Genomic DNA, 10,122 nt, shown 5'->3' on the forward strand with positions numbered 1-10,122 from the left:
CGGACACCGTCCGCGAGACGGGGAACGCCTCAGCGGTCAAGTCCGATCAATTGCCTTCGCCGCCGGCGGCGAAGGCAATTGATCGGACTTGACCGCTGAGGCGTTCCCCGTCTCGCGGACGGTGTCCGCGATTCCGGGGAGCGCTGACGCGTTCCCCGTCTCGCGGACGGTGTCCGCGATCGCGTGGATGGAGACGCGCGGCTTGGCGGGCGCCTCGGGGGCGGCGGCGGCCTGCGCTTGCGAGAGCTCCTTGTCGACGTCCGTCACGTACTCGGCGACGGTGGGCAGCCGGCCGCTCTTGTCGACCTTGACCCACTGGGCCCAGCGCTCGCGCGACCACAGCGGATCGTCGTAGTCGGGCTTCTGGCCGCCGGCGACAAGCTCCGCCACAACCGAGCGAAGGTCGCGGTCGGCCTTCTGCATGAGCGAGGCGCGCGCGTCGTCGGAGATCTTCTCCTTCGTGAAGAAGAACCGCGTCCCCCCGCAACTTTGGCATCCCTTGAGGAGGTCCTTGCTCCCCGCCTCGTACAGCTTGCCGCACTGCAGGCACTGGTGGGCCATGGTCCTACGTATCCTTTCGTCCGCCCACGTGGATCATGGCCTGGATCGTGCGCCCGTCGTTCTTCACCGTCTTCAGGCGGTTGGCGGGCCCCACGACGGTCATTTGCGCGCGGGTGGCCGTGTTGCGCTTGCGGAACTTGTTGAGGATCGTGAAGGCGCCCGTCGCGGCCTTCTCCTCGCCGCGGTAGCTCTCCATCTCGATCCCTTTGAAGTGGTCCACGTCGAGCTCGGCCATCGTGCGCTCGATGAGCTTGGCCTCCTCGGCGGGCTCGAGGCCAACCTCGAGCACGAGGATCTTGTCGCGCTTCACCTCGTCGATGATGAAGCGCACCTTCTCGGCCGTCGACATGTCCTCGAGCTTCTTCCGGGAGACGAGGTCGATCGCGACGTCCATGCGTTTCAACCCCCGAAGTGCTTGATCATCGTCTCGTACAGGCCCTCGACGTTGTAGCCGGTCATGCCCGAGATGGGGACGACGGGGTGCTGCGGGAAGGCGGCCTTGAGGGCGGCCGGGCTTGCGTTTGGCAGGTCGATCTTGTTGGCCGCGATCACGACGGGCTTCTTGCGCGCTTCGAGGTTGCCCAGGATGGTGACGTTCACCTGCGTGAAGGGGTCCTCCGCGCAGTCCATGACGAGCACGATGCCGTCCACCTCTTCGAGCCATCGGATGGCCTCGATGACGCCCTCGGTCGCTTCCTTGGCCCGCCGGCGCGCGTCCTCCTCGGTCAAGCCGTACTTCTCGACGAACTCGTGGAAGTCGATCTTCGTTGCGATGCCGGGCGTGTCGATGACGTCGATCTGGAGGCTTCGGCCGTTGGCCTGGACGAGGACGTTCTCGCGCGAACGCACGCGCCGCGTCTCGTGCGGGACGGCCGAGGCGGCGCCCAGAACGTCGCCGGCAAAGTCGCGCACCATGCGGTTGGCAAGCGTCGTCTTCCCGGCGTTGGGGGGGCCGTAGATTCCGATCTTGACCTGCTTTTTCTTGGCAAAGAGGCGCCCAAACCAGCCGGCGGCAAGCTTGGCGCGAAGACCCTGGACAAAACCCACCGTCAACGCCCTCCTGGTGGCACGTGCATCCCGGCGAAAGAATCCGGGCGGCTTGCTATAAGATTGTCGAAATGAAAATGGAAAGCGGGGATTTGCCGTGGGGTGCGTCAGTTCCGCAGCGTCTCCGGCTGCGGCTTCCACGCGTGCAACCGCAGCCCGTCCCGGATCTCGACGCTCACGCCGTAGTTGAGGTCGATGTCGCGGCTCTCGCAGCCCGGGCACACCGGCGTGGGGTAGCGGCGGATGTTCCAGAAGTCGGTGGCGCGCTCGTTGCGGATGAGCGTCCACTCGGACTCGCGGGCCACGCGGCCGCAAGCACGGCAGCGGAAGAGGAACTGCTCCGCCATCATCGTCGGCATGGAGGCGCGGGACTTGAAGTTGGCGCTTCCGGTCACGGGCCGGGCGGCTTCCCGGGGATGGCCACGTTATCGGGCCCGGCGGGCTCGGCGACAAGCTCGGGCGGCGCGCGGAAGCGGATCACGATCGCGACGCCGACGAGGACGATTGCAGCCGCGGCAAGCGTGCGCGCGGAAAGGACCTCGCCCGCAAGCGCCCAGCCGAGGAGGACGGCGACGACGGGGTTCACGTAGGCGTACGTGGCGACCTTCGCCACGGGCGCGTGGCGCAGCAGCCACACGTAAGCGGACAGCGCCACGATGGACCCGAAGAAGACGAGGAAGAGGAAGGCGGCCCACGACCTCGCGGAGACGCCTTCGAGGTCGACCGCGGACCACTCGCCCGTGGCCGTTCCCGCAAGCACGAGGATGCCCCCGCCGGCGAGCATCTGGATCGTGCTTGCCGCAAACGGAGACGCCGGCGCGGGCACCACCTTCGAGGCGACCGTGCCCACGGCCCAGAACATGGTGGCGGCGACGACCGCAAGCGCTCCGACGGACGAGGCGGCGGAGAGGTCGAGCCCCTCGCCGGTTACAAGAAGCGCGCTTCCGGCAAAGCCAAACGAGAGGCCGACGGCGACCGGAAGCGTGGGCGCGACGCCTCGGGGCCGCGCCCATTCGAGGAGGACCATCCACAGGGGCGCGATGGCGACCAAGAGCGCGGCAAGACCCGACGGCACGAACTGCTGGGCCCACACGACCACGCCGTTTCCGCCGACGATGAGAAGCGCCCCGACGAGGCTTGCGCCGGCAAGCTCGGCGCGGGTCGGGCGCGCAAGCCGTCCCGTGGCCCACAAAAGCGCGGCCAGCAGCAAGCCTGCGGCAAGCCACCGCGCGCCGGCCATGAGAAAGCCCGGGATCGTCTCGATGGCAAAGCGGATCGCAAGGTAGGTGGAGCCCCAGATGAGGTAGATCGCGGCAAAGCCGAGGGCGACGTGCAACGACCGGACGGGCGGCGAGGTCATGTCCGGACCCGGGCACGACGCGCGGGCTCTTCGCTTTGCCGGACGGGCGGCCCGGCGGGCGGCCGGCGAACGATTGTGCTCGTCCCCGCAAGTTCAAGGCGCGCCAACGACGGACGGGGGCCACGGAGGAATGATCGATGGCAGACACCGAACGCAAGGAGAACATCAATCGCCCCAACGTCGAAGGCGGCCAGACGGGCGGCCAGGACAACCAGCCCGAGAAGAACGTCGGAAAGGAAATGCAGGGCGGCCACGGCGGCCAGGAAGGCGGCCAGGAAGGCGGGCAGAAGAACCTGCAGGGCCGCGAGCGCCAGAACCGGTGAACGCACGTCGGCGGGACGGAAGGTCCCGCCGCTTCTTTTCCATGACCGAACGTCCACCCGGCAATCCGACCCGCCCGTCGCGCGAGCGCGCCGCCGAGCGCCCCTCGCAGAAGCGACGCACGGACGTCGAGCAGGGGCCCGCCAACGAAGGCTCGACCGACGTCGAGACCGGCGAACGCCGCGAGCGCCAACCGGTGGAAGGGTCGTGACGAAGACGCCCGAGGAGGAAGGCGCCGACCGCCGCGCGCGCGAGCGGCGCGTCATCGGAGGCGGAACGGGCGAAGGTCTTGCCGGGCCCAAGGACGAGGACCGCTCCTACGGCTACGGTCGTGGCACGCCGCGGCAGGACGTCGGAGGAACCCGCGGAACGCCGACCGTGGGCGCCAACGAAGAGCCGGAGCCCACGGACTTCGAGGGAGGCAACTTCCGGGGAGCCTACCGCCCCGACCGCCGTCGCGAGGGCAAGCGGGAGCCCTAGGCCGTCTCTTCCATCGGCGCGGGCGCCTGGTAGGTCGTTTCGAGCGCCCACGCGTTGCCGTTGTCCGGCGCAAGCGCCGGCCCAAGGCCTCCGCTTAGCGCGGTGTCGCCGCACGCCTCGGCGGCGATCTCGACCGCATAGGTGCCGCCGGCCCGCTCCTGGGGCGGCAGGGTGAGCACGATCGTGCCTTCGCCGGCGGGCGGGTTCGCGCGGGGCTCGCTTTCAAACGTCGCCCCCGAGGGGTCCGTCACGCGCAGGCGGAACGTGTCGGGCGCGTTCTGCGAGCCCGGGAAGGCCCCGGGCGGCTCGTCGCGCCAGCGCAGCCGGAACGAGACGTTGCCGCTTGCCTCCTCGGGGAGGGAAACCTCCACGCGGGACGCGCGCCCCTCGGCGGTGTAGTCCTCGATCGCGCGGAGGCTCAGCGTCGTGAGCCGAAGGTCGCCCGGCGGAAGGTCGTCGCCGTCGGCGCCCCGCGAGACGAACGGCGTCGTGCCGGAGAACGCGCCGGCGGCCAGGAGCACGGGCACCAGAAGGAGCACGCCCCCCATGGCCGCGCGGCCGGCAAAGACGTTCGTCGCGGGCGCGCGGCGAACCGGAGCCGGCGCCTCGCCGGGGATGGGCTCCTCGCGCGACACGTACCGCCGGTTGTACATCTGGAAGGCCACGATCGTGAGGAGCCCCACCGCCGCGATGATGGCCCAGAACAGGCGCGGCTGCCCCGCGCGCGTGGCAAGCGCCCCGTAGAGGATGCCGCCCACGAGGGGGCCCGTGAAGAACCCAAGCGCGATGGGCAGGAACCCGAAGCTCTGGTAGACGGACTGGCGGTCCGCGGGCGCGATCTTGGAGACGTACGAGAGGAAGCCCGGGTGCGTGATGTACTCGCCGATCGTGTAGATGATCACGCCCACGACGGCAAGCGCGAAGACGTTCGAGAACCCAAGCGTCATGACGCCCACGCTGTACACGGCGATGCCCACCGTCATGAGCGCGATGGGCGCCATGCGGTCCTGCAGGGTCTTGCGGCTGGGCAGGAGGAGCGAAAGGACGAGGATGCCGCCGCCCGTGAGGATGATCACGAGCGGGTTGATCGCCTGGAACAACGGCACGTTGAAGCCGTCGGGGAGGGCGACGAAGTCCTGGAGGTAGCGAAGCAGGAAGGTGAAGTTCATCGCGTAGAGGAACCAGAAGCCGCTGTAGATCGCAACGAGCAGGACGTACGGGCGGTCGACGAGGATCTCGGCGAGCTTGCGGAACTGGCGCAGCGCGTCCACGTCGCGCTGGGGCGGCTGCGGGTTGCGGTAGGCAAGAAGCGTCAGGACGAGGCTCAGGCCGATGACGGCGCCGGTGAAGGCGAACGCCTGCAGGTAGTTGCCAAAGTACAGGCCGATCACAAGCGGCCCCGCGAAGGCGCCGAGGTTGATGGCCCAATAGAAGATGGCAAACGCGCGGTTGCGCGTCTCGGGCCGGGTGATGTGCCCGATCGTGGCGACGGGGATGGGCTTGAACAATCCTGCGCCCACGCCCCAGAGGATGACGGCGGCGAGGATGCCTTCCACCGACGTCGAGGAGGCGAGGATGCCAAGGCCGATGCCGTACAGCACAAACGCAAGCGCAAGCGCCGGCCGGTACCCGAACTTCTCGGAGAGCGGGCTCGACAGGAGCGGAACGATGTACGGAAGCGGCAGGAGCAAGGCGGCGATGCCGCCGATCTGCTCGTCCGTGAAGCCAAGCTGGTTCAGGTGGATCGCAAAGACCGCAAGCGCGCCGTACCACGCCGCCCGTTCCAGCAGCTCCACGCCGTTGATGACCCAGAACTGGCGGGTGAAGCTCGAGAGGCTCGCGTGGGCCGTGGGCGTTGCCGGAGCCGTTGCCGACATGGGCCGCGCGTAGCCCGTCCGGTCACAAAGGCGTTGCGGTGGAGGCGCCTGCCGCGGGGCCTCACGCGCGGTTCCGCTTATAAGGCGCTTGTCCCTGAACGCCTATTCTTGCGCGCACGGACGAGCCAGTGGGGATGTCCATGGCCTACGAATTCCGCTCCGACCGCGAGCACGTGACGAAGACCGCGCGAGGACCCGGCGGCCGCGTGACGGGCGACCGGCCCGACCAGGAGGTGCGCGAGGAGGTGCGAGGACAGGCCGACGCCGCGCCCCGCCGGGTCAAGGCGCCGCCGGAGGCGGGGTCGCCCTCGCTGGGCGGCGGCGCCAAGGGCGCGCTGCGACGACGCTCTCGCATGGAGAAGGGCCGCCGGGGCAAACGCGAGGAGCCAAACCTCCTCGAGCGCATCGGTCTCTCCGCGCGAGGCAGCACGACCTCCGCGCAGGAGCAGGAGCCCTCGCGCGGAGAGACGCTCGGCGAGCTTCGCGCCCGCGGCACCGGCGCCCCGACACGACCCATGACCGAAGGAATCACCTCGCGCCGCATGGCGCCCACGAGCCGCGCAAGCCGCGCGCGCCGCCGCACGGCCGGATCGCCCGGCGGCCGCGCCACGCGCGCCACCTCGCGCGCCGGTACCGCCCGCACGGGCACCCGACCGCGCGTCTCGCGCACGCGCACGAAGCGCGGCGGCCGTGGCACGCAGGCCACGCGATCGCGCAAGCCGCCCCGCACGCGGCGGCGGCGCGCGGGCTCGACCACGCGCGGACGGTCGAAGACCACGCGCCGCGGCGGCGCGACCGGCGGGCGACGGGGCGCCACCGGCCGGCGGCGCGCGACGCGGCGGACGCGGTGACGGAGGGGCAAGGCGTGCCCCGCTCCATCTGGTCGGGCGCCGTGAGCTTTGGCCTCGTGAACGTGCCCGTCAAGGCCTACAGCGCCGCCTCGCCCAAGGACGTCCGTTTCCACCAGCTGCACGGCCCCGACGGCGCCCGCATCCAGCAGAAGCGCTGGTGCAGCGCCGAGGACCGCGAGGTCCCCTACGAGGAGATCGTGAAAGGCTACGAGATCTCACCCGACCGGTACGTGACGGTCACGCGCGAGGAGCTCGACGCGCTCGATCCCGAGGCGACAAAGACGATCGACATCGAATCGTTCGTCGAGCTCTCCGAGATCGACCCCATGCACTTCGAGAACGCGTACTGGCTTGCCCCCGACAAGGGCGCGGCCAAGCCCTACGCGCTTCTCGTCCGCGCGCTCGAGGAGGCCGGACGCGTGGGCCTTGCGCGCGTGGTCATGCGGACCAAGAAGTACCTCGTCGCGCTGCGCGCCAAGGACGGCGCGATGGCCATGTTCACGATGGCCTACCCCGACGAGATCACGCCGGCTCCGGAGATCGAGGGACTGCCGGCCGTGACAAAGGACGTAAGCGAGCGCGAGATCGCGCTTGCGCGCCAGCTCGTCGAAGCCCTCTCCGAGCCCTTCGACCCCTCGAAGCTCGTGGACGACTACCGCGCGCGCGTGCTCGACCTCGTCGAGAAGAAAGCCGCGGGCGAGGAGATCGTCGTCGCCCCCGCGCCCGAGGCGGCCGCGGCGCCCAAGAACCTCATGGCGGCGCTCGAGGCCTCCATCGCGGCGGCGAAGAAGGCCGAGGCGTAGGCGATGGGGCGGACGGAGACGCGCGTGGTCGTCGAGGGACGGGAGCTTGTGCTCTCGAACCTGGACAAGGTGATGTACCCGCGGACGGGGTTCACGAAGGGCGACGTCATCGCGTACTACCGCGCGATCTCGCCCTGGCTCCTCCCCCACCTTGCCGCGCGCCCCGTCACGCTCAAGCGGTACCCCGACGGCGTGGAGGGCGAGTTCTTCTACGAGAAGACCTGCCCGCCGCACCGGCCCGAATGGGTGAGGATCGCGCCCATCTGGAGCGAGGGACGCGGCGAGGACATCCCCTTCTGCGTCTTCGACGACCTTCCCACGCTCGTGTGGGCGGCCAACCTCGCCGACCTCGAGCTCCACACGTACCTCCACTCGATGGAAGACGACGAGCGTCCCCACTTCCTCGCCTTCGACCTCGACCCCGGACCGCCGGCAAACGTCCTCGACGCCGCGCGCGTCGCGCTTGCGTTGCGCGCGCTCCTGGCCCACCTCAACCTCGAAGCGTACCCGAAGACTTCCGGCGGCAAGGGCATGCAGGTGTACGTTCCCTTGAACGCGCCCGACGTCACGTACGAGCACGCGAAGCCGTTTGCACGCGCAGTCGCGGAGATCCTCGCCAAGGAGCGCCCGCGCGAGATCGTCTCGAACATGCGAAAGGACCTGCGCAAGGGCAAGGTGCTCGTCGACTGGAGCCAGAACGACGACCACAAGACGACCGTCTGCGTGTACTCGCTGCGCGCCCGCGAGCGGCCCACCGTCTCCACGCCGCTCTTCTGGGACGAGGTGGAGGACGCCGTCCGCGCGGAACGCGCCGACCGGTTGGTCTTCCTCTCCGACGACGCGCTCTCCCGCTGCCGCGAACACGGCGACCTCTTTGCGCCCGTGCTCTCCAAGCGGCAGGCGCTGCCGCCGTTCGTCCGCCAATCTTCATCACGAGGCCGGCAGGAACCAAGTGCCGCATGACGACGCAACGTCAACGCCAGGCCGCCCGACGCAACCTCGAGAAAGCCCGATCCAAGCGCAGCACGCGGACGACGCGCGGCGGAACCACCACGCGAAGCACGAGCACGCGGCGCGCGACCGTCCGCGGCCGGCAAACGACGGCGGGGCGCCAGACCATGCGCAACCGTGCCACGAGCGCCCGCACGCGCAACCGGTAGGCGTCCTAACGGCCGGAGCTTGGCTCGGGCGCTAACGCGAGCGCGGCGCCACGCAGGTCCGCGCCTGGCGAAAACCCGACCCACACGGCAAAGGCTCCCAACGGCGTCGGCGCAAGGCCCATGTAGTCGCCCACGCGCTCGCCGGGCCCGCCGACGTCGGAATCCACCACGACGACGGGCCCGACGCTGCCGTCCGAGCCCACGCGCACGGCCCGCAGCTGCGTCGCGCCGCCCTCTTGGCGCAAGAAGGTTGCGACCGCGCCGCCGTGCGCGTCGGCCACCACCGCCGGAAGGATCCGCCCTTCCTCACCCGGCGCGTCCAGCCGCACGGGCTCGCTCCAGCTGCGGCCCCCGTCGTCGGACCACGCAAGCGTGGGCGCAAGCACGCCTTCCACCGCCGGCGCGGCCGCCACGTACAGACGGTAGCCACCGTCGCGCGGCGCAAGCGCAAGCGCGGGCAACCCGGCCGTCGGGCTTGCGACGGAGAACTCCCAGCGCTCGCCGCGATCGCGCGAGCTGGCCACGGCCGCCTCCCCTTGCGGGTACGCCGCGTACGCGAGATGCCAGGTTCCGTCGGGCGCCACGACAGGCGCGGCGCCCAGAAGGCAGCCCTCGTCCGCGACGAGCGCGGGCGCCGACCATGTGCGGCCCGCGTCGTTCGAGGCGGCAAACCGCAGATCGCACCCGAAGCTTTGGGAATCGCCGGCCTGGCCCCGCACCTGGGTCCAGGCCAACAGCGCGACGCCGCCGTCTCCGACGGCGATCCAGGGCTTGTCCTGGTTCTTGAGCGCAAGCGGCGCGACGGCGGGCCCGCCCGGAACGCCCGCGAAGGCCACGGCGCCCTCGCCGCGCGCCACGACGATTGCCTCGGGGAACGAGCCGCCTCCGTCTGGCGAGCGAAGCACGACGACGTCGAAGGCCGACGTCGCGCCGCCAACGGGCGAGAAGGCCTGCCGCGCGGCGATGCCCACGAACAGAAGCGTGCCGTCGGGCAGGAACGCGACGACGGGATCGGCAAACGCGTTGTGCGCGGCCAGCGGATGGGAGGGATCCGCGCCGGGCCCGCCGGGAAGCCGCGTGGCCGCCCACGTCCGGCCGCCGTCGCGGGAGACGTGCGCCCACAACCAGAACCGCTCCGCGCCAAGCGCACCCACCGTGTTGCCGGCCACGATGTGCAAGGGATCGAGCGGGTTCACGGCCACGTGGGGCTCCCACGCGCCCCGCTGCGCGCTGTCGTCGACCGCGCGAACGCACGGCGGAGGGCAGGAGAGCGCCCACCGCGGCGCAGAGTCGTCGTCCCCGGGCCCCGCCGGCGGGGGCGGACCGGAAAGGCAGCCGGCAAGCAGCAGCGCAAACACGGCAAGCGGTCGGACTTCCATGCCGCGAGCAAGACCGCCGCGCCCGGCTAAAGCCTTCGCCCAGCCGTCCGAGCCGCGGGGACCTTCTCCCCTTTGGCCGCGCCGGGCTTCGTCCCTACGTCGCAGGCTTATGCTCCTGCGCGTCCCAACCAGAATGGATTCCCATGGCCTGGACCTGCGACGCCTGCGGCGCCCGTATGCAAAACGACCAGCCCGCATGCGACGCGTGCGGCTGCTCTGCGCCCATGATGGGGCGCAAGGGAAGCCACGGCCTCGTCGAGGCGTAGGGCCCCCCGCATCGCGT

The 10,122-nt window shown here is 70.5% G+C and carries 14 protein-coding genes; 7 read left to right on the top strand and 7 right to left on the bottom strand.

Annotated features, from left to right (window positions below):
* Window positions 1-36: 36 nt before the first annotated feature.
* From VM681_05970 to VM681_05990, 5 genes are all read right to left on the bottom strand, one after another.
* Entirely contained in the window at window positions 37-561 is a 525-nt protein-coding gene (locus tag VM681_05970; GenBank protein HVL87534.1) for a Zn-ribbon containing protein, read from the bottom strand.
* Window positions 562-565: 4 nt separating this feature from the next.
* Window positions 566-955 (bottom strand): DUF2073 domain-containing protein, encoded by a 390-nt coding sequence (locus tag VM681_05975; GenBank protein HVL87535.1) that lies wholly within the window; start codon window positions 953-955, stop codon window positions 566-568.
* A 5-nt stretch (window positions 956-960) separates the two neighbouring features.
* Window positions 961-1,608 carry an Era-like GTP-binding protein gene (locus tag VM681_05980; GenBank protein ID HVL87536.1) on the bottom strand — a complete coding sequence of 216 codons (648 nt, stop codon included), beginning with the start codon at window positions 1,606-1,608 and terminating at the stop codon, window positions 961-963.
* Between the two features lie 107 nt (window positions 1,609-1,715).
* Window positions 1,716-2,003 (bottom strand): hypothetical protein, encoded by a 288-nt coding sequence (locus tag VM681_05985; protein HVL87537.1) that lies wholly within the window; start codon window positions 2,001-2,003, stop codon window positions 1,716-1,718.
* Window positions 2,000-2,968, bottom strand: a complete 969-nt coding sequence (locus VM681_05990) for an EamA family transporter (GenBank protein ID HVL87538.1) — start codon at window positions 2,966-2,968, stop codon at window positions 2,000-2,002. Before VM681_05990 ends, VM681_05985 begins: the two co-directional genes overlap by 4 nt.
* 137 nt (window positions 2,969-3,105) lie before the next feature.
* Between VM681_05990 and VM681_05995 the strand changes: the two genes are divergently transcribed.
* From VM681_05995 to VM681_06005, 3 genes are read left to right on the top strand one after another with little or no spacing between them, the layout of a single operon-like run.
* Entirely contained in the window at window positions 3,106-3,291 is a 186-nt protein-coding gene (locus tag VM681_05995; protein HVL87539.1) for a hypothetical protein, read from the top strand.
* A 41-nt stretch (window positions 3,292-3,332) separates the two neighbouring features.
* The gene (locus VM681_06000) at window positions 3,333-3,500 is read left to right on the top strand and encodes a hypothetical protein (protein ID HVL87540.1); all 168 of its coding nucleotides are present in this window, start codon (window positions 3,333-3,335) and stop codon (window positions 3,498-3,500) included.
* On the top strand, window positions 3,497-3,769 hold the full coding sequence (locus VM681_06005) for a hypothetical protein (GenBank protein ID HVL87541.1): 273 nt from the start codon (window positions 3,497-3,499) through the stop codon (window positions 3,767-3,769). The genes VM681_06000 and VM681_06005 overlap by 4 nt, the downstream gene beginning before the upstream one ends.
* On the opposite strand, the gene VM681_06010 is transcribed toward VM681_06005, so the two are convergent.
* The gene (locus VM681_06010; protein ID HVL87542.1) at window positions 3,766-5,646 is read right to left on the bottom strand and encodes an MFS transporter; all 1,881 of its coding nucleotides are present in this window, start codon (window positions 5,644-5,646) and stop codon (window positions 3,766-3,768) included. The two genes, VM681_06005 and VM681_06010, sit on opposite strands and share 4 nt — an antisense overlap.
* A gap of 134 nt (window positions 5,647-5,780) precedes the next feature.
* On the opposite strand from VM681_06010, the gene VM681_06015 reads away from it, so the two are divergent.
* The 4 genes from VM681_06015 to VM681_06030 are packed head-to-tail and all read left to right on the top strand — an operon-like array spanning window position 5,781 to window position 8,460.
* Complete coding sequence (locus VM681_06015; protein ID HVL87543.1) at window positions 5,781-6,497, top strand: hypothetical protein; 717 nt, start codon at window positions 5,781-5,783, stop codon at window positions 6,495-6,497.
* Window positions 6,498-6,511: 14 nt separating this feature from the next.
* Window positions 6,512-7,300 carry a Ku protein gene (locus VM681_06020; protein HVL87544.1) on the top strand — a complete coding sequence of 263 codons (789 nt, stop codon included), beginning with the start codon at window positions 6,512-6,514 and terminating at the stop codon, window positions 7,298-7,300.
* A gap of 3 nt (window positions 7,301-7,303) precedes the next feature.
* Window positions 7,304-8,263 (top strand): non-homologous end-joining DNA ligase, encoded by a 960-nt coding sequence (ligD, locus tag VM681_06025; GenBank protein HVL87545.1) that lies wholly within the window; start codon window positions 7,304-7,306, stop codon window positions 8,261-8,263.
* Complete coding sequence (locus tag VM681_06030; GenBank protein HVL87546.1) at window positions 8,260-8,460, top strand: hypothetical protein; 201 nt, start codon at window positions 8,260-8,262, stop codon at window positions 8,458-8,460. Before ligD ends, VM681_06030 begins: the two co-directional genes overlap by 4 nt.
* Before the next feature lie 5 nt (window positions 8,461-8,465).
* Here the strand turns inward: VM681_06030 and VM681_06035 are convergent, their stop codons facing one another.
* Window positions 8,466-9,839, bottom strand: a complete 1,374-nt coding sequence (locus tag VM681_06035; GenBank protein ID HVL87547.1) for a hypothetical protein — start codon at window positions 9,837-9,839, stop codon at window positions 8,466-8,468.
* Window positions 9,840-10,122 lie beyond the last annotated feature (283 nt).

It is taken from the genome of Candidatus Thermoplasmatota archaeon, from assembly GCA_035541015.1.
In the GTDB taxonomy this organism is placed as follows: Archaea; Thermoplasmatota; SW-10-69-26; order JACQPN01; family JAIVGT01; genus DATLFM01.

What these genes read in the sequence shown, in the direction of transcription:
- VM681_06010 (HVL87542.1), bottom strand. Translation starts at nt 5,646, where the DNA reads ATGTCGGCAACGGCTCCGGCAACGCCCACGGCCCACGCGAGCCTCTCG.
- VM681_06030 (HVL87546.1), top strand. Translation starts at nt 8,260, where the DNA reads ATGACGACGCAACGTCAACGCCAGGCCGCCCGACGCAACCTCGAGAAA.
- VM681_05990 (HVL87538.1), bottom strand. Translation starts at nt 2,968, where the DNA reads ATGACCTCGCCGCCCGTCCGGTCGTTGCACGTCGCCCTCGGCTTTGCC.
- VM681_05975 (HVL87535.1), bottom strand. Translation starts at nt 955, where the DNA reads ATGGACGTCGCGATCGACCTCGTCTCCCGGAAGAAGCTCGAGGACATG.
- VM681_06035 (HVL87547.1), bottom strand. Translation starts at nt 9,839, where the DNA reads ATGGAAGTCCGACCGCTTGCCGTGTTTGCGCTGCTGCTTGCCGGCTGC.
- VM681_05995 (HVL87539.1), top strand. Translation starts at nt 3,106, where the DNA reads ATGGCAGACACCGAACGCAAGGAGAACATCAATCGCCCCAACGTCGAA.
- VM681_06015 (HVL87543.1), top strand. Translation starts at nt 5,781, where the DNA reads ATGTCCATGGCCTACGAATTCCGCTCCGACCGCGAGCACGTGACGAAG.
- ligD (HVL87545.1), top strand. Translation starts at nt 7,304, where the DNA reads ATGGGGCGGACGGAGACGCGCGTGGTCGTCGAGGGACGGGAGCTTGTG.
- VM681_05970 (HVL87534.1), bottom strand. Translation starts at nt 561, where the DNA reads ATGGCCCACCAGTGCCTGCAGTGCGGCAAGCTGTACGAGGCGGGGAGC.
- VM681_06000 (HVL87540.1), top strand. Translation starts at nt 3,333, where the DNA reads ATGACCGAACGTCCACCCGGCAATCCGACCCGCCCGTCGCGCGAGCGC.